The following is an 18,562-nucleotide window of genomic DNA, read 5'->3' on the forward strand; positions in this document are numbered from 1 at the left end:
ATGGGCTGGGTATTTCTATGTTACAATAGATGAGAAATTAGCTGAAAAGGGGAACTTATGTGTACGAATACATAAAAGGGATCATTACGCACATTTATCCAAGTTATCTTGTAATCGAAACGAATGGGATCGGATATCACGTTTTAATGGCAAATCCTTTTCGGTATACAGATTACCATAATCAAGAAGTCCAACTTTATTTATACCAAAATGTCAGTCAAGATGATATCAATCTTTTCGGATTTAAAACGCACGAGGAAAAAGGATTATTCTTGAAGCTGATCAACGTTTCTGGAATCGGTCCGAAAAGTGCACTGGCTATTTTAGCTAATGAGAACCATAGAGGGCTTATTCAGGCAATCGAACAAGAAGATGTGAAATTCTTGCAGAAATTTCCAGGTGTTGGTAAGAAAACAGCTTCTCAAATTGTGCTGGACTTGAAAGGGAAGTTGTCTGAATTAAGTATTGATCAATTTACTGGGCAACTTTCAGAAGAGCTATCGTTTGAAGAAGATAATGGAAACCTTTCTTTACAAGAAGCTACCGAAGCATTGATAGCTCTAGGGTATTCCAAGAGAGATGTCATAAGAGTTAAAAAATCTTTAGAGGCTATGGGACAAACGACTACAGATGCCTATATCAGAGAAGGCTTGAAATTACTAATGAAATAATAAAACGAAAAAGGAGGTGCAGTAGTGGATAGTGAAGATAGATTAACATCGGAAGACTTATTGAGTGCAGCAGAGGGGTCTTTGGAAAAGTCCTTACGTCCGCAGTATTTTGATCAGTATATTGGTCAAGATAAAATTAAACAAGAGCTTTTAATTTATATTGAGGCCGCAAAAAATCGCGAAGAAGCGCTAGATCATGTCCTTCTTTATGGACCACCGGGACTCGGAAAGACCACAATGGCGATGGTTATAGCAAATGAAATGAATGCGACAATCAGAACAACTAGTGGACCTGCTATAGAGAAACCGGGAGATCTAGTTGCGTTATTGAACGATTTAGAACCAGGTGGAATTTTGTTTATAGATGAAATCCATCGTCTACCGAGAGTCGTTGAAGAGATGCTCTATTCGGCAATGGAAGATTATTTTATCGATATTATCATTGGTCAAGGAGAAACAGCTCATCCAGTTCATTTTCCTTTGCCACCATTCACTCTAATCGGCGCAACAACGCGTGCAGGAACACTATCTGCACCTTTAAGAGATCGATTTGGTATCTTGTCCCATATGGAATACTATGCTGAGCAAGATTTAAAAGAAATTGTGGAGCGTACAGCAGATGTACTGAATACACAAACAGATGAAACGGGTGCGATCGAACTTGCCAGAAGATCAAGAGGAACACCACGTATTGCAAACCGATTACTGAAGAGGGTTCGCGATTATGCTGAAGTCGTTGGTGAGGGAATCGTCAATGAAGATATTGCTTCCAAAGCTTTGGACTTACTCAGAGTCGATAGCCATGGTCTGGATACTGTTGATCAGAAATTACTGATGACAATGATTACATTATATAATGGTGGACCAGTTGGTTTAAATACATTGTCTGCAAACATCGGTGAAGAAATGGAAACCATCGAAGACATGGTTGAACCGTATCTCCTGAAAGAAGGTTTCATTCAACGAACACCTAGAGGTCGGGTAGCAACAGCTAAAGCCTACCGACATTTTGACTTACCTGAAAAACACCTTTAAAGCATCATGGAATAAAAAGGAGAGAAAATTGTGACGTTAACTACAGAAGATTTTGACTTTGATCTGCCAGAAAACTTAATTGCTCAAACGCCACTTGAAGATAGAGCTTCCTCAAAAATGATGGTCCTTTCTACTTCTGATCAAACAATCAAAGATCAGAAGTTTGAAGACATTATAGAAGAACTACAAGCTGGAGACGCCTTAGTCATGAATAATACGCGCGTACTACCTGCTCGGTTACATGGAGAAAAAGAAAAAACTGGCGCTCATATTGAACTACTACTTTTAAAAAATACTACAGGGGATAAGTGGGAAACGCTTGCCAAACCAGCTAAAAAAGCTAAAGTAGGGACTAAAATTCTCTTTGGGGACGGTCGATTAGTCGGAACTGTTCAAGAAGAGTTAGAACATGGCGGAAGAATCGTGGAGTTTTCTTACGAGGGGATCTTCTTAGAGACTCTTGAATCGCTTGGTGAAATGCCACTACCACCTTATATCAAGGAAAGACTAGAAGATCAAGACAGATATCAAACTGTATATGCAAAAGAAAATGGATCGGCTGCAGCACCAACTGCGGGTCTGCATTTCACAAAAGAAATTATCGAAAAAGTAGAAGCAAAAGGCGTGAAAATTGTTTTCTTAACGTTACATGTTGGGCTTGGAACATTCCGTCCAGTTAATGTAGAAAACTTAGAGGAACACAAGATGCATGAAGAATTCTATCAATTAACTGCTGAATCTGCTCAGACTTTGAATGATATTAGAGAAAATGGCGGTAAAATCGTTGCAGTAGGAACGACTTCTATTAGAACGCTTGAGACAATTGGAACTAAATTTAATGGAAAGCTTGAAGCGGATAGTGGATGGACAGACATCTTTATCGCACCTGGTTACCAGTTTAAAGTGGTTGATGCCTTTTTGACCAACTTCCATTTGCCAAAATCTACACTAATTATGCTAGTTAGTGCGTTTGCTGAAAGGGAATTTGTCTTGAAAGCATACAATCACGCTGTTAAAGAACAGTACCGTTTCTTCAGTTTTGGGGATGCGATGTTTTTAAAAAAGTAAAGAAATTAAATTAAAAGAAATTGAGGGTTACAATGATAGATCATCCGATAAAGTATCATTTAGAGAAAAAAGAAAAACATACAGGAGCAAGACTTGGGAAAATTGAGACGCCACATGGAACATTCGAAACCCCTATGTTTATGCCTGTTGGAACACTTGCAAGTGTTAAGACGATTGCGCCTGAAGAGCTAGAAGAAATGGGTGCGGGCATTATATTGAGTAATACGTATCATCTTTGGCTAAGACCAGGCGAAGATATCGTAGAAGAAGCAGGTGGCTTGCATGAATTCATGCAATGGGACAAGGGCATTCTAACGGATTCAGGCGGGTTTCAAGTGTTTTCCTTATCTGATATGAGAGATATTAAAGAAGAAGGGGTCCATTTCAGAAGTCACCTTGATGGTTCAAAGCTATTTTTATCTCCGGAAAAGGCTATTCAGATCCAAAATAGTCTGGGATCTGATATTATGATGAGTTTTGACGAATGTCCACCATTTGATGAAAGCTATGATTATGTTAAAAAATCTGTGGAACGTACATCAAGATGGGCGGAAAGAGGCCTTGAGGCACATAAAAATTATGACAGACAAGGTTTATTTGGAATCGTTCAAGGTGCAGGTTTCGAAGACTTAAGAAAACAGTCAGCGAAAGATCTAGTGAGTATGGACTTTTCCGGTTATTCAATTGGGGGACTTTCGGTAGGCGAGCCTAAAAAAGAAATGTATCGTGTCTTGGATTTCACGACGCCTCTGTTGCCTGAAGACAAGCCGCGTTATCTCATGGGTGTTGGCACGCCAGATGCCTTGATCGAAGGTGTAATGAGAGGCGTTGATATGTTTGACTGTGTATTACCTACTCGAATCGCAAGAAATGGTACAACCATGACAAGTAAAGGTAGAGTTGTTATCAAAAATGCTCAGTATGCCAGAGATTTTGGACCACTTGATGATAAATGTAATTGCTACACTTGTCGTAATTATTCTAGAGCATATATACGTCATTTGATTAAATCGGATGAAACGTTCGGCCTTAGACTGACCAGCTATCATAACTTGTACTTTTTATTAGATTTAATGAAAAACGTGCGTCAGGCTATTAGAGAAGACAATCTTCTTGAGTTCAAAGAAGCCTTTTTTGAAGAGTATGGATATAACAAACCCGATGCTAAAAACTTTTAATTCGACTCAAACTTATGTAGCATTCGCTTACAAAATCTGATAAGGTAATAGGTGTCGTTAATGTTTAAATTTATTTAAACATCTAATCACTGCCTAAACAGACTAGGCTTGAGAAATAAAGGAATCATATAAATTATCAGGACTTTAAGCGACTCACAGTCTATGATAAAGAAATGAATAATGGAGGAAATAACATGGAAGCAATATTTGGATCAGTTTTACCTTTTGTATTTATTATCGCAATTGCATATTTCTTAATGGTAAGACCGCAACAAAAACGAGCAAAAGAAGCTCAAAACATGCTGAGTTCACTACAAAAAGGTGATTCTATCGTGACAATCGGTGGACTTCATGGCGTAATTGATGAAGTTGATTCAGAAGGAAAGACAGTCGTTTTAGACTGTGAAGGCATTTATTTAACATTTGAACGTCGTGCGATTTCTCGTATTGTAACAAAAGTTGATAGTGTCCAAACAACTACAACAGAAGAATTAGGTACGAATACACCCGATTCAACCAATGAAGAAGAATTGTAGACCGATAACTCAGTAATAAAGGAGGTACCTTTTGGACTTTCAAACGCAGACTTTTATGAATTATGAGGTTTGGCTGAAAATGAAGCAGGAGGAATTTTCAAAGAATGGTTATGATCAAGTCACAATCGAAGATCTTTGGAAATATTGTAATAATTTTCTGTGGAAACACATTCGTCCCGAGAGGTACCATGAAGAAGTAAAAGCCATTATGGGTATCGGACTGAATGATTATTTCAACTACGCTTCGCTTGAAGCTCAAGTGTATAATGTCTCCTCTCTCGATGAAATGGATTTTGGAGATATACTGAGATCATAAAGAAAAAAGACAGAGATGGGTTTACTCATTCTCTGTCTTTTTGTTTGTAGTTTTACTAGATGTAACAATAAATTCTAAAACAGAATGATACTTGAAGGGGATTTCTAGTATAATCATTTAGTAGATACTTTAAAATTTAATGGTAAGTTTAAGTGGTGTAGTGTATTAAATGTGCAAATTTCGAACTCGGGTAAATGAACTAAAGAGGTGAACCGATGAAATATGGTATTCTAACTTTTGATGAACCTGAGAGGGATACATCTAGAAAAATCATTCATATTGATATGGATGCATTCTATGCTTCTGTAGAAGTTAGAGAAAATCCTTCTTTACGAGGTAAGCCAGTCATTATCGCTAGGCATCCAAAAGAAAATGGTGGTAGAGGGGTCGTTGCTACGGCTAGCTACGAAGCTAGAAAATTTGGGATCCATTCAGCTATGAGTGCTCAAAAGGCTTACGAATTGTGCCCAGATGGGATATTTGTTTCTGGGAACTTTGAACTTTATCGTTCTATATCAGAAGAAATTCGAGCGATTTTCAAGCGATACACGGATTTAATTCAACCGCTATCCCTTGATGAAGCTTATCTTGATATAACAGAAAATAAGATTAATTTAAATAGTGCGACATTGATTGCACAAAGGATCCAAAAAGAAATCTATTATGAACTGGGACTAACTTGCTCAGCAGGTGTGTCTTATAACAAATTTCTTGCAAAATTAGCTTCTGACTTTAAAAAACCTTCAGGTATAACCGTTATTCCACCAGATGATGCACATGGATTTCTGACGACTCTGCCCATTGAAAAATATTATGGTGTAGGAAAAAAATCAGTAGAAAAAATGCATGCACTAGGAATTTTTAATGGACAAGATTTGTTTGATCAGAACGAAATGGAACTTGTATCGCACTTTGGTAAAATGGGACATTCTCTTTACCGCAAAGTCAGAGGGATTGATGACAGTGCAGTCGTCGCTGATCGAACGCGTAAATCGGTCGGTAAAGAAAAAACATTTTTAGATGATTTAAAATCAGAGGAAGAAGTGACTCAGTCTCTTCGACAAATTGCCAATCAGACTTTCGCATCTTTGAAAAAGAGTCAAAAGCACGGTAAAACAGTGGTACTAAAAATTAGATACAATGACTTCAGCACATTTACAAGACGTAAGACCTTTCCTGAATATATTCAAGATGCAGATGAGCTTTTTGTGAGTGCACTAAGGATTTTTGAAGAAGAAGGTTCAGTATCAAAAGGGATTAGACTTCTAGGAATCACGGTCACTGGTTTAGATTCATTATTGTTCGAAAACATTCCATTAAAACTTTGGGACAGACAAAAGACTGAAATTGAAAAGGAAACTGCAGATGGCGACGAAGCATGAACAAATTCTAAATTTTATCGAGTCAATCTCAATAGGTGAAAAGCTATCAGTTAGGCTGATTGCGAAAGAACTAAAAGTCAGCGAAGGAACAGCTTACCGGGCAATTAAAGAAGCCGAGAATAGTGGGCTTGTTACAACGATACAACGAGTGGGGACGATAAGAACCGAGTCGAAAACAGAAGGAAATATTGAAAATCTGACTTTTGAAGAAATTCTTAAAATTATCGATGGGGAATTATTAGGTGGTAAAACCGGATTAAATAAAACCTTAAATAAATTTATTATCGGTGCGATGACAGAGAGTGCCATGCTCCGCTATATTACGGAAGAATCGCTCATGATTATTGGAAATAGAGAGTCCGCTCAAAGATTATCTCTTCAAAATGGCGCTGCTGTTTTAATAACAGGTGGATTCAGAGCGGATCAAGAAATTATTGATTTATCAAACAAATTGTCTCTTCCAGTCATGACGACTTCTTACGATACATTTACAGTAGGTGCGATGATCAACCGCGCGATGACAGATCAGTTAATTAAAAAAGAAATTATGTTGATTGAATCTATCTATACACGTTTGGAGCATACTCAGTATTTGAAAACGGATGATACGGTATACGATTACCGTATTGCCAATCAAAGTAGTCAGCATACAAGGTATCCAGTCATTGGAGTCAATGACAGATTAGTGGGAATCGTGACGGCTAAAGATATTATTGGTAAAAAAGATACCGTCTTAATCAAAAATGTCATGACAAAAAATCCGGCATTTACAAGAAACCATATGAGTGTGGCGAGTGTGGCACATACGATGATCTGGGATGGGTTAGAAGTTATGCCTGTCGTATCAGACGAAATGAAATTACTAGGGATTGTATCCCGCCAAGATATTATGAAAGCTATGCAGTCCCAACAACGACAACCACAGACTGGTGAAACGATAGCAGATCAGATCAATCAACTGATTAAAGAGAAGAACCCTGAAGAGTATTCTTTTAATGTAACGCCACAGATGACAAATGGTATGGGAACCATCTCTTTTGGAGTGTTAAGTGAAATCGTCACAGAAACAGCTTATTTAAAACTTTCCCAGCAAAATAAAAGAAATGTCGTGGTGGAACAAGTTCAGTTGCATTATCTGAACTTGATACAAATCGGCAGTACATTGACAATCAGACCAACCGTTTTCGATAAAAGTAGAAGGTCAGCTAGACTAGATATTGAAATCTATTCAGAAAGCGGACTGTCTGCCAAAGCGATTGTTGTTTGTCAACTCTTACAAAAAATTAAATAGTACAGGATTGGAAGGAAATTTAAATGACATTAAAATCAATGAATAAAGAGGACTACGATACTAAATTAGAAATATTGAATACCATTAAAAAGTGGGAAACGATTATCATTCATCGTCACGAAAGACCAGATCCAGACGCGCTTGGATCACAGTGTGGATTGGCTGAACTCATTAAAGGCACCTATCCAGACAAGAAAGTCTATACAGCAGGTTTTGATAATGACAATCTAGCATTTTTACAAAAAATGGATCCACCAAAAAAAGAAGATTATACTAATGCATTAGTGATTGTAACGGATACTGCTAATGTCAAGAGAATAGACGGTAAGGCGTTTGATTTATCTGAAAACTGGATCAAAATTGATCATCATCCTTTAGATGATTCTTATGGGGATATTGAGTGGGTCAATACAGAAGCAAGTAGTTGTAGCGAGATGATTGCTGACTTTTGGCTGACATTTAAAGATGAACTGGTCATGACGACAGAAGCAGCGAGATTATTGTACGCAGGGATTGTTGGAGATACGAATCGCTTCTTATACAGTGGGACGTCAAGTTATACGATGCAAATTGGTGCAGAACTAATGAAGTTTCCATTTTCACACACAGCATTAAATAATAAAATGAATGTCATCAAACCACCAGTTGCTAAATTAATGGGGTATGTATTGGAAAACTTCTCAGTCAACGATCAAGGCGTAGGACATATCATACTGACTCAGGAGACTTTAGAGAGTATGAATATTGGAGATAAGGATACAAATGGTATCGTTTCTCTTCCAGGATCCATTGAGGGCGTGAAAGCTTGGGGGATATTTGTTCAGCAAGTGGAAGGTCACTATCGTTGTAGATTACGTTCAAAAGGCCCTGTTATAAATGTGATTGCAAAACAACATGACGGCGGAGGGCATCCGCTTGCAAGTGGAGCCAATGCAAAAGATGAAAGTGAAATTGAACAGATTTTAGGACAAATGACGGAAGCAGCTGAACAGTGGACGCCAGAGATCTTATAAATCAGTCTTTAGACGGATGATTCTATGTCAGTATGCAGATACTATAAAGTGGAACATCCTTTACTTAAGATGATTAAAAGGTAAAAGAAAATCGTCTGATATAACCACAGTTGATATTCAATGAATGAGTTGGTGTCAATGTGGTAACAAAAGATATTGAGGGAAAAATCATGAAAAATCAGAATTTCAAGCAGCAACTCAAAAACAAGTTACGCTCTTTTTGGATCTGGTTGAAGCCAATTCTATCTCGTTTAATGATTCGACTGCGTCGGACTTGGAAGAAATACCATTTAACCAAAAGTCTGATTCTATTCGGACTGACGGTTTCATTGGTTTTCAGTATCTATCTAGCTTATTTGGCTAAAACTGCTAACGTAAATGCACTTCGTGCAGGACTAGAACAGACGACGACGATCGTTGATGTTCAAGGAGAAGCAGCAGGTACGTTGTATGATCAAAAAGGAACATTCGTGGAATTGGAACAGATTTCGCCAAATATTCAAGATGCCGTTACCTCTACTGAAGATCAGAGATTCTATGAGCACCGTGGATATGATATTAGAGGAATCGGAAGAGCCGGTATTAAATTTTTAACAAGTGGTAGAATTTCTGGAGGCGGGAGTACGATTACGCAGCAGTTAGCTAAAAATGCGTATTTGTCTGCAGATCAAACGCTTATCAGAAAACTTAGAGAATTGTTCTTGGCTATAGAGATTGAGAAACACTATAGTAAAGAAAATATATTGGAAATGTATTTGAATAATGCTTATTTTGGCAATGGTGTCTGGGGTGTTGAAGATGCTTCTTACAAATATTTCAATAAGTCAGCTGCTCAACTGGATGTAGCAGAAGCGGCTACTATAGCAGGAATGTTAAAAGCTCCCTCCAATTATAATCCGATTGATCATTATGATCGAGCGATTGATAGAAGAAATATTGTTTTAACCCTAATGGTTGATACGGAAAAGCTCACAGACCAAGAAGCCAAGACGATTAGTCAGTCAGTATTAACCCTTTCGGATGGCTTTGCAGACGAAGATGGCTACCGTTATCCTTACTACTTTGATGCTGTGACAAATGAAGCTGTTTATCGCTACGGTATAGCAGAAGAAGATCTTCTAAATAATGGATATACGATTTATACTTCGTTGAATCAGACCTATCAGCAACAGATGGATACGACTTACCAGAATAGCGCCTTATTTACAGATGCTTCAGATGGAACGGTTGTCCAAAGTGCTTCAATAGCGATAGATCCTTCAACAGGGGGCGTCAATGCAGTTGTCGGTGGAAGAGGAGAATACACTTTCCGCGGGCTTAACAGAGCAACTCAAATGAAACGTCAACCTGGGTCAGTAATCAAACCGTTAGGTGTATACGTTCCAGCCCTTGAGAATGGCTATGAAATTGATTCAATGTTACAAGATGAATTGACATCATATGGAGAAACCAATTATCAACCTACTAATTTATCAGGAACATATGCTGGCGAAGTGACGATGTATAATGCACTGTCAAATAGTTTGAATGCACCCGCAGTCTGGTTACTGAACGAGATTGGGTTGAATAAAGGTGTAGACAAATTAAAAGATTTTGGTTTACCTGTCAGTGACAAAGATATGCACTTGGGGGCTATTGCACTTGGTGGAATGGATCAAGGCGTTTCTCCAATGCAGATTGGGAGTGCTTATGCAGCTTTTGCTAATGGAGGAAGGCGTATTGACCCTTATTTTATTACAAAAATTGTGGATGCTACGGGAGCGGTTGTCGTAGACCATACGAGACCAAAAGAGAAGCGTGTCATGTCGGAAAGTGTAGCGGAAGAGATGAATAGAATGCTACTGAATGTATATTCTTCTGGTACAGCACGTAATAACCAACCAAACGGATATAGAGTTGCAGGGAAGACCGGAACAACTCAGACATCTAGTGGAACGGGCTCGACTGACCAATGGATTGTTGGAATGACACCGGATATCGTGGTAACAAGTTGGATGGGATTCGATCAGACGACAGAAAACCACTACCTGACAAATAGTAGTTCACAAGGGATCGGAATGGTCATGAAATCTGAATTAGAGCATATTCTACCCTATACAAGCCAAACGGCATATGCTGTAGAGGATGCAAATACAGAAGAAGTAGAAGCAGACAATAACCAAGAATTAATGGAGCAAGTGAACAAAGGAATTGAAGATACAAAAGAAGTGATTCGTAAAGGATCTTCTTACATCAAAGAGGGTGCTGGAAAAGTAGTGGAGTTTTTCAAAAATTCTGTAAGATGATCTAGTTCTTATTCTAAGAGAAAAGTGATTAATACTAGAATGGTATTCGGATTCATGATAAACTGAAAATAGAAAATAATCAGTTAATTATCTGGTTATAAATGAAGGGATGAGAGTATGGCGGTCAATATTTATGACACAGCTAACCAGTTAGAAAAAGAAATAAGAGAAACAGAACAATTTGTAACATTGCAGGAATCTTTCAAAGCAGTACAAAGTGATGAAGAAGCTAGTGCAATTTTCAATGAATTCAGAAATGTACAACAAGTACTCCAACAAAAACAAATGACTGGGCAAGAAATAACTGAAGAAGAAGCACAACAAGCCCAAGAAATTTCAGGTAAAATCGGAGAGAACGAAATCATTTCTGGTTTACTTGAAGCGGAAAAACAAGTTGGACAAATGATAGACGATATCAACCAAGTTGTTTTGAAACCTGTTCGCGAATTATATCAGTAAAATTAAAAGAGTTGTTAAGTGAAAAGAGCTTGCTGAAAGGTGAGCTCTTTTCATTTAGATTTAAAAAGAACATACGTACCCAGAAGGTTTGAGAGGATTGAAGAAAGTATGATCAAATTTATTCATGCAGCAGACTTGCATCTGGATAGTCCGTTCTCAGGACTCAAAAGTCTGCCCAAAAAAATTGTGGAGATGATTCAGCAATCCACCTTTCAGTCTTTAGCGACTATTGTGTATTCCGCAATACATAACCAGGTAGACTTTGTTGTCTTTTCGGGAGACATTTACGATTTAGAGGATCGTAGTGTGAAAGCTCAAGTGCAATTCAAAAAAGAGATGGAACGCTTGAATAAAGCAAAAATACCTGTTTATATTATCCACGGTAATCACGATTTTATTGGAGATGAAAAGCTCCATTTATCTTTACCTGAGAATGTAAAAGTATTTGATGCCAGTGTAGAAACCGTCCGTATGACAACAAAAGGCGGAGAAAGCGTTGCGGTATCAGGATTCAGTTATGGTGAAAGATGGATCACGGAACGCATGATTACAGACTACCCTAAAAGACACACGCAAATAGATTTTCATATTGGTTTATTGCACGGATTTCAAGAAGGAATCAATAGTGAACATGCACGCTACGCTCCTTTCACGCTGGATGAGTTAAAAGAAAAAGGCTACGATTACTGGGCGCTAGGACATATTCACGTCCGGAGTAAAGTCTCTGATTTTCCACTAGCCTATTATCCCGGAAACATTCAGGGACGCAATAAAAAAGAAACCGGTGAAAAAGGTTACTTGATGGTTGAGCTTAAAAAGAATGCTTCTGCTGAAATTGAATTTTATTCTAGTGCGTCTATTGTCTGGGAAAAAGTGGTGGTAGATGCCGTAAAACTAAATGATATGGATGCGATTTATAAGCTGATTCAAGAATCATTACCGTCGATTGAATCTGCACAATTTCACTATCTTATCTCGCTAGAGTTACAGGTCTCTGAAGACATTAAAGACACATTACTGAAAAAAATTAGCCAAGATCAATTTATTGAAGCGCATCATTTTTTTGAAGATGCCCAATTTATCTGGATTGCAAATTATAAAGTTTCTCAAATTAAATCAAATCACAATGATTCAGATCTGCAATCACTTTTTCCAGAGGCTTTTCAAGAAGTTCTCTCAGAGCTTTCAGAAGAAGAAGGATTCAATGAATTAACAACAGATTTCTTTGACCAGTCTAAGTTTTCTAGGATATTAGAGGAAAGATCGGTGACTTATAGAGAAGAAATGATTAGAGAAGCTTTATCAGAGTTGCGCAATCAGTCGATTTAAAAGGAGTAAGAAAAGTTGAAGATTAAAAACCTAATGATATACGGATATGGGAAATGGATTGATCAGACCTTTGATTTCTCTAGTGATTTTCATGTCGTTTTTGGACAGAACGAAGCCGGGAAATCAACTATTATGTCATTTATTCATAGTATTTTATTTGGTTTTCCAACCAGACATAGTGCACTGCTCAGGTATGAACCTAAAGATAGTAGTCGATATGGCGGGAAAATCATAATAGAGGATGAGCGATTTGGAATTGTCAGCATTGAACGGGTGCAAGGAAAGTCGACGGGCGATGTAACAGTCCTTATGGAAGACGGGACAACTGGAAGTGAGGCTTTACTCCACAAAATTTTATATGGTATAGATCGTACCTTGTATCAGTCAGTATTTTCTTTTCATTTAAAAGGAATCGAACGTGTGGAAGATATGACAAAAGATCAAATGAACCGTTATTTTCTGAGTGCCGGAGCTTTAGGAACAGAACAATTTCTACAAAAAGCTGATCAGTTCAAGCAAAAAGCAAATGGATTATACAAGCCAACCGGACGTGTGCCAAAAATCAATCAAGTACTAAAGGGACTAGAAGAAAAGCAAGCTGCTATGGAGTTAGCAAAAAGTAAAAATGCAGAATACCTAGATCTACTGCAAAAAGTAGAAGGATTAAATCAAGAAATTGAAGAACAGGAACGCACACAAAAAGAGTTAAATATAAGAATCCAAAAACTCAAGCAATTTGAACAGAACTTCGAAGCGGTTGAAACAATCAAGCAGCTTGAAAAAGAAATTGAGCAGTTAAATACTTCTAAACTTAATGAGAATAGTCTTTACGAGATGAATACGTTAAACAAACAAATAGAAGATATTCAAAAAGAAATTAGAACTCAGCAAGCATTACTTAAGGGGTTCGAAGAGGAATATGAGCCGACTAGTCAATTAATCTTATACCAAGAACATGAGCAAAGTATAGATGCCTTAGCTGTTCAAATTGGTTCGATTGATGACTTGATTAGAGAGCAACAGTATGTTTACAAAGAGTTAGAAAAAGCGGAACAAGAAATCACTAAGAAACGGATACAGCTAGATTTATCTAGTGATGAACAGGTTCCAACTGCCCTAACGAAGGCTGAAAAAGAAACCTTAGTAGAATGGCAGCGCGAAATGAATCATAAAGAGAGTGGAATAAATCTACTTAAAGAAAAACTGACGACTATTGGATTCAAGATCAGTTCTCTTGAAGAGTCCATTGATCAGCTAGAACAAAATCTCTGGTCTAATGAACAATTTAGAAAAGAAGAAGATCATTTTGAAGCAAAACCAGCGACTCGTTCTCAAGCTATTCAGTTAAAAAAAGAAATGAGCATCATACTTGTTTCGATAGTATTGATTATAAGTATATTTTTATTGGATTTACCTTTTATGCTCTTATGGAGTTTGCTAGCCGTTAGTCTCATAATCGGTAGTATTTTCAGTATATGGAAAAAAATGCATAAAAAAAATCAAGATTCTGCACAAATATCCTATGAAGACTATATTCATCAAAAAGAAATCCGCAGACAATGGCGAGACTATTTATTTAATAGCGATAAACTTGAAAGTGAGAAACAATCCTTACATTCAGAAATAGCTATTCTAGAAACTGAAATTGAAAACATACAGAGTGGCTGGACTAAATTCAAAGAAGATCGATTAGCAGGATATCATACTGTATTATCAACGGTATTGCAATTTGAAGAAGTGCTTAGTAAACTTCGTGCTAGTGAGCGTGAACGGGATAAAGTGCGCGATTATTTGGAAGAATTGAAAACAGCATTATTTCTTAAAACAGAACAGTTTGATCAAGTATCTGAATTATTTTTCGAAGAAGATACACCTACTGAGAAAATAACAAAATTCAAAACGTTTTATCAACAAGTTAAAGAAGAAAGAAATCAGTTACAGCAATACATGATTGAGAGTCAAGAAGCAAGAAGGTCACTGAATCGCTCGATTGAATTGGAGAAAACGATTCTTAGAAAAAAACAGCAACTGTTGCAAGAGGCAGGGGCAGATTCCGAAGAGGTATTTAGGCATTTATATGGTATATTAAAACAAAAGAATGAAAAAGAAGAAAGATTAAAAGTGCTTAAAGAACAACTGCCTGAAAACCATTCGGAGATAAAAGCAGATTCGATAGAAGACGTCCGATATCAAGAAAAGCAATTACAACAAGAAGTATTGAATATAACTACGAGTATAAAGAGCTACACTCAAGAAAAGATAGAAATCGAAGTTCATATCAAAAGACTGGAAGAGGGTGGAGAGTATACAACACTACTACAGGAATTTGAGAATGAAAAGAGCCATTTACAAGAATTAGTGAATAGCTGGGTAACCAATAAATTGGCTTCTAATATAATCGAAAAAACCCTCAAATACGCTAGGAAAGATCGATTCCCCCAAACAATAGTGGATGCTGAAAACTATTTCAGTTATTTAACGAAGGGCAAATATACTAAAATCGTTATAGATGATGAAACGGTCTTTATATTAGATAATGAAGGTCACTATTTTAGAGCAGATGAACTTTCAAGAGGAACAGCCGAACCCTTATATGTTGCATTAAGATTAGCCTTTATTAACAATATCAAAGACACTATTCTTATGCCGTTACTTGTAGATGACGGATTCGTAAATCTAGATTGGACTCGAAGAACACGAATGTATGAACTGTTGAAAGAAATCAGTCAGACAACACAAATCATCTACTTCTCATTTGATGAACAGTCACTTGAATCTCTAGAAGATGGTCAGAAAACAATTTTAACTAAAGTATAAACGAGTTATGGATAAAAACCTGAAAGGGATGAGTATAGTGGAGAAAAAATTATATGAACATCGCATGGATGAGCAAGTAAACTTGTTCTTGCTAATCAAGTCATCAGAAGAAAAGACGACTAGAAATGGAAAACCATATCTAGCTTTTACTTTTCAGGATACGAGTGGTGAAATGTCGGCTAATTACTGGGATGCTTCTGAAGAAGATGTTGAAATTTTCCGTTCTGGTGCTGTCGTTAAAGTGAATGGAAAGAGAGAAGAGTATAAAGGGAGCCCGCAGTTAAAAATCAATGCGATTCGAGTAGCTACAGAAGGTGAACCAGCGAATCCTGAACTTTATGTTGAAAGGGCACCTATCAAGAAAGAAAAAATGATTGAACAATTCAATAAGGCGATTTTTGATATTACGAATGCGAATATGAATCGAATTGTTCGACATATTATGAATAAATACCAGAAAGACTTTTTCCAGAGCCCAGCTGCTAAGACTAATCACCATGCTTTTTTAGGTGGTTTGGCCTATCACACGATTTCTATGCTTGGAATCGCGCGTTCAATTGTGGAGCAATATGACTTTTTGGATCAGTCTTTACTCTTTTCTGGTCTAATCCTTCATGATGTTGGGAAAGTGGTGGAATTGTCCGGACCAACTGCCACAGAGTACACGCTTGAAGGTAAGTTGATTGGACACATTGTAATTGTACACGAAGAGATCTCTAAAGCTTGTCAGCAACTGAAAATTGATGAATCAAATGAAGATGTTGTTTTATTAAAACATATGGTGTTGTCTCATCATGGACAGTTGGAGTATGGATCTCCTGTCAGGCCGCAAGTTCCCGAAGCAGAAGCCCTTCACTACATTGATCAGATTGATGCTAGAATGAATATGCTCCAATCAGCAATCAACAAAACGGAAAAAGGAGCATTTTCAGAACGACTTTGGGCTATGGAGAATCGATCTTTTTATCGTTCAAACCTTTCGGATAAATTGTAAAAATCAGTACAACTTCAATTATTATTCAAACTCATGAATAATGTGTAAATATTCTTAGCATTTTAGTGAAAAGCGGGTTTTTATTGTGACATAGGTTTAAAAATCATCAATGCTGTGGTATATTAATCAAAGAATAGAAGAGTAAAACAAAGCGAATTGATGGAAAGCTGTCATAAAATGAGCTTGTATAGATTTGCTAAATGTTTTCGATTTTAAAACTTATAGAAGTAGGATGTGTAAAGTAAAATATGAAAAAATGGTTAATCGCTACAATGGCTTGTTCAGGAATATTACTTGCAAGTTGTTCTAATAGCCCAGAAGTTGCTTCTACCGAAAACGGAAGAATTAGAGAAGATGCACTATATGATCGTATGAAAAATGAAGTAACGCAATCTGGTCAAAAATACGGAGAACAAATGCTTCAACAAATGTTACTTGAAGATATTTTAGAAAATGCTCATGGTGATCAAGTATCAGAAGAAGATGTTGATGCTGAATTTGAATCAGAAGCTGAACAATATGGTGGTGTTGACCAGTTCGAGGAACTGATTGCGAACCAAGGGTTAGAAGTTGATGAGTTAAAGAAAACAATGCGTACATCTCTATTAGTTGAAAAAGCTATTACAGAATATGCAGATTTCTCTGATGAGGATATCCAAGAAGCATATGATAATTATGCAGTAAACAATACAGTTGCACATATTCTTGTTGAAGACGAAGAAACTGCTAATGATATTATCGGACAGTTGAATGATGGAGCAGATTTTGCTGAACTTGTTCAAGAATTCTCTACAGATACCGCTTCAGTAGCAAATAATGGTGAAATGGAATTAGTAGAAGGTCAGTTCGTTCCTGAGTTTGAAGAAGCTGCGAATGCTTTGGAAAACGAAGGTGACATCACTCAAGAACCCGTTCAATCAGAATTTGGATACCACATTATTAAGTTAGTTAGTGTAGGAGAAAAAGGCTCGCTTGAGGAAGAGAAAGCTACGATTCAAGAGAATATGATTGCTGAGAAATTAGCAGATCAAGCTTACGTTCAAGAAGTGATCTCTTCTTTAGTAGCAGACGCTAACGTGCAAATTGCTGATGAGGACCTGAGCAATGCCATGAGCGCTTATATGGAACCGGCGATGGGAGAAGAACAGCCAGTTGAAGAAGAAATACCGGCTGATGATACAACAGATATGGAAGAAAACACAGAAGAAAATTCTGATGAAAACACAGATACAGAAGCAGATACGGAAACAGATACAGAAGAAAACACAGAAGATTCAGAATAATCTTCTCTTATTTCATAATAAAAAGAAGGCCTGCCATTTGGCGGGCCTTCTTTTTATATGTCATTATTTCACAGTCGTACTTTTAATATTCACAGTCGCTACTTCAATATCTTTACTGATTTTGTCAGTTTTTCTTTGAATTCTTTCTATTCTCGGTTGAGCTTCATACATATATTCATTCGAAAGAGCTTGGATATCTGTGATGAATTCAGTCTGTAATTTCATTCCTTCGTCCGTTAAATTTTGCATGGCTGCTTTCAAGTCACTGACTTTGTCATTTACATCCTTTACGTGATCGGTCGTATCATCGATATAATTTTTCAGTTTTTCTTGATTTTCTTTACCTGATCTAGGTGTTGTTAATAATCCGTACGTACCACCTAGAATGATTCCGCTTAAACTTCCTAGTATAAAATGTTTCATTTTGTCATTCCCTCCAATGCCTTTATTAATTCTGATTGTATGTTATCTAATTCTGCATCAGTGTATTGATCAGAATTGTCTGACCACTTCAGACCGAAGTCATCATTTTCACTGTATCTTGGCAATAAATGAATATGACTATGGAAAACTGTCTGCGAAGCGACCGCCTCATTGTTCATTAAAATATTTAACCCTTTAACGTCAGGATTGTGTTCTTTAACGGCTTTTGCCACTATAGGAAGACTTGAAAATACATTTGCTGCCAAATCTTCATCGTATTCAAAAATGTTTCGAACGGGTTTCTTTGTAATGATCAATGTGTGACCTCTAGTAACTTGTGACAAATCCATTATAGCAATCACATGCTCATTCTCAAAAATTTTACGAGCAGGAATTTCTTCCTTTATAATTTTAGTGAAAATACTGTCTGTCATTTTCATTCCTCATTTCGTTTTAACGATCATCTATATGATCTCATGATT

General features: G+C 37.0%; 17 protein-coding genes. 15 read left to right on the plus strand and 2 right to left on the minus strand.

The genetic code is table 11. The features are described 5' to 3' along the window. Positions 1–59: 59 nt before the first annotated feature. From ruvA to VXN63_RS10865, 15 genes are all read left to right on the plus strand, one after another. Complete coding sequence (ruvA, locus tag VXN63_RS10795; RefSeq protein WP_327758094.1) at positions 60–671, plus strand: Holliday junction branch migration protein RuvA; 612 nt, start codon at positions 60–62, stop codon at positions 669–671. Between the two features lie 24 nt (positions 672–695). Beyond that, positions 696–1,706: a Holliday junction branch migration DNA helicase RuvB gene (gene ruvB, locus VXN63_RS10800; protein WP_327758095.1), complete on the plus strand. Its 1,011-nt coding sequence runs from the start codon at positions 696–698 to the stop codon at positions 1,704–1,706. A gap of 30 nt (positions 1,707–1,736) precedes the next feature. Further along, positions 1,737–2,774 (plus strand): tRNA preQ1(34) S-adenosylmethionine ribosyltransferase-isomerase QueA, encoded by a 1,038-nt coding sequence (queA, locus tag VXN63_RS10805; protein WP_327758096.1) that lies wholly within the window; start codon positions 1,737–1,739, stop codon positions 2,772–2,774. A 32-nt stretch (positions 2,775–2,806) separates the two neighbouring features. After that, positions 2,807–3,952, plus strand: coding sequence for a tRNA guanosine(34) transglycosylase Tgt (gene tgt / locus VXN63_RS10810; RefSeq protein ID WP_327758097.1), 1,146 nt, complete (start codon positions 2,807–2,809; stop codon positions 3,950–3,952). 194 nt (positions 3,953–4,146) lie between these two features. Beyond that, positions 4,147–4,488 carry a preprotein translocase subunit YajC gene (yajC, locus tag VXN63_RS10815; protein ID WP_327758098.1) on the plus strand — a complete coding sequence of 114 codons (342 nt, stop codon included), beginning with the start codon at positions 4,147–4,149 and terminating at the stop codon, positions 4,486–4,488. 31 nt (positions 4,489–4,519) lie between these two features. After that, a complete protein-coding gene (locus tag VXN63_RS10820) occupies positions 4,520–4,804 on the plus strand; it encodes a post-transcriptional regulator (protein WP_327758099.1) in 285 nt (94 codons plus the stop codon). Between the two features lie 215 nt (positions 4,805–5,019). Further along, the gene (dinB, locus tag VXN63_RS10825; protein ID WP_327758100.1) at positions 5,020–6,186 is read left to right on the plus strand and encodes a DNA polymerase IV; all 1,167 of its coding nucleotides are present in this window, start codon (positions 5,020–5,022) and stop codon (positions 6,184–6,186) included. Beyond that, positions 6,170–7,477, plus strand: a complete 1,308-nt coding sequence (locus tag VXN63_RS10830) for a DRTGG domain-containing protein (protein WP_327758101.1) — start codon at positions 6,170–6,172, stop codon at positions 7,475–7,477. Before dinB ends, VXN63_RS10830 begins: the two co-directional genes overlap by 17 nt. A gap of 23 nt (positions 7,478–7,500) precedes the next feature. Next, positions 7,501–8,490: a DHH family phosphoesterase gene (locus VXN63_RS10835; RefSeq protein WP_327758102.1), complete on the plus strand. Its 990-nt coding sequence runs from the start codon at positions 7,501–7,503 to the stop codon at positions 8,488–8,490. Between the two features lie 170 nt (positions 8,491–8,660). Next, on the plus strand, positions 8,661–10,775 hold the full coding sequence (locus VXN63_RS10840; RefSeq protein WP_327758103.1) for a PBP1A family penicillin-binding protein: 2,115 nt from the start codon (positions 8,661–8,663) through the stop codon (positions 10,773–10,775). 117 nt (positions 10,776–10,892) lie between these two features. Then, positions 10,893–11,234 (plus strand): YlbF family regulator, encoded by a 342-nt coding sequence (locus tag VXN63_RS10845; protein ID WP_327758104.1) that lies wholly within the window; start codon positions 10,893–10,895, stop codon positions 11,232–11,234. 108 nt (positions 11,235–11,342) lie between these two features. Then, positions 11,343–12,563, plus strand: coding sequence for a metallophosphoesterase family protein (locus tag VXN63_RS10850; protein WP_327758105.1), 1,221 nt, complete (start codon positions 11,343–11,345; stop codon positions 12,561–12,563). 15 nt (positions 12,564–12,578) lie between these two features. Beyond that, positions 12,579–15,380 (plus strand): ATP-binding protein, encoded by a 2,802-nt coding sequence (locus VXN63_RS10855; RefSeq protein ID WP_327758106.1) that lies wholly within the window; start codon positions 12,579–12,581, stop codon positions 15,378–15,380. Positions 15,381–15,408: 28 nt separating this feature from the next. Beyond that, a complete protein-coding gene (locus VXN63_RS10860; protein ID WP_327758147.1) occupies positions 15,409–16,374 on the plus strand; it encodes a 3'-5' exoribonuclease YhaM family protein in 966 nt (321 codons plus the stop codon). A gap of 248 nt (positions 16,375–16,622) precedes the next feature. Beyond that, the gene (locus VXN63_RS10865; protein ID WP_327758107.1) at positions 16,623–17,657 is read left to right on the plus strand and encodes a peptidylprolyl isomerase; all 1,035 of its coding nucleotides are present in this window, start codon (positions 16,623–16,625) and stop codon (positions 17,655–17,657) included. A gap of 63 nt (positions 17,658–17,720) precedes the next feature. Here the strand turns inward: VXN63_RS10865 and VXN63_RS10870 are convergent, their stop codons facing one another. Together VXN63_RS10870 and VXN63_RS10875 are read right to left on the minus strand one after the other, a co-directional pair. Continuing rightward, on the minus strand, positions 17,721–18,080 hold the full coding sequence (locus VXN63_RS10870; protein WP_327758108.1) for a YtxH domain-containing protein: 360 nt from the start codon (positions 18,078–18,080) through the stop codon (positions 17,721–17,723). Beyond that, positions 18,077–18,514: an HIT family protein gene (locus VXN63_RS10875; protein WP_327758109.1), complete on the minus strand. Its 438-nt coding sequence runs from the start codon at positions 18,512–18,514 to the stop codon at positions 18,077–18,079. Before VXN63_RS10875 ends, VXN63_RS10870 begins: the two co-directional genes overlap by 4 nt. Between the last annotated feature and the right edge of the window lie 48 nt (positions 18,515–18,562).

This window comes from Marinilactibacillus sp. XAAS-LB27, from assembly GCF_036039175.1.
Classification (GTDB): domain Bacteria; phylum Bacillota; class Bacilli; order Lactobacillales; family Carnobacteriaceae_A; genus Marinilactibacillus.

Bases quoted from the DNA above. Each gene is read 5' to 3' on its own strand.
- VXN63_RS10850 (WP_327758105.1), top strand. From the start codon at position 11,343: ATGATCAAATTTATTCATGCAGCAGACTTGCATCTGGATAGTCCGTTC.
- VXN63_RS10860 (WP_327758147.1), top strand. From the start codon at position 15,409: ATGAGTATAGTGGAGAAAAAATTATATGAACATCGCATGGATGAGCAA.
- VXN63_RS10870 (WP_327758108.1), bottom strand. From the start codon at position 18,080: ATGAAACATTTTATACTAGGAAGTTTAAGCGGAATCATTCTAGGTGGT.
- VXN63_RS10875 (WP_327758109.1), bottom strand. From the start codon at position 18,514: ATGACAGACAGTATTTTCACTAAAATTATAAAGGAAGAAATTCCTGCT.
- VXN63_RS10840 (WP_327758103.1), top strand. From the start codon at position 8,661: ATGAAAAATCAGAATTTCAAGCAGCAACTCAAAAACAAGTTACGCTCT.
- VXN63_RS10845 (WP_327758104.1), top strand. From the start codon at position 10,893: ATGGCGGTCAATATTTATGACACAGCTAACCAGTTAGAAAAAGAAATA.
- dinB (WP_327758100.1), top strand. From the start codon at position 5,020: ATGAAATATGGTATTCTAACTTTTGATGAACCTGAGAGGGATACATCT.
- tgt (WP_327758097.1), top strand. From the start codon at position 2,807: ATGATAGATCATCCGATAAAGTATCATTTAGAGAAAAAAGAAAAACAT.
- yajC (WP_327758098.1), top strand. From the start codon at position 4,147: ATGGAAGCAATATTTGGATCAGTTTTACCTTTTGTATTTATTATCGCA.
- VXN63_RS10865 (WP_327758107.1), top strand. From the start codon at position 16,623: ATGAAAAAATGGTTAATCGCTACAATGGCTTGTTCAGGAATATTACTT.
- VXN63_RS10835 (WP_327758102.1), top strand. From the start codon at position 7,501: ATGACATTAAAATCAATGAATAAAGAGGACTACGATACTAAATTAGAA.
- VXN63_RS10830 (WP_327758101.1), top strand. From the start codon at position 6,170: ATGGCGACGAAGCATGAACAAATTCTAAATTTTATCGAGTCAATCTCA.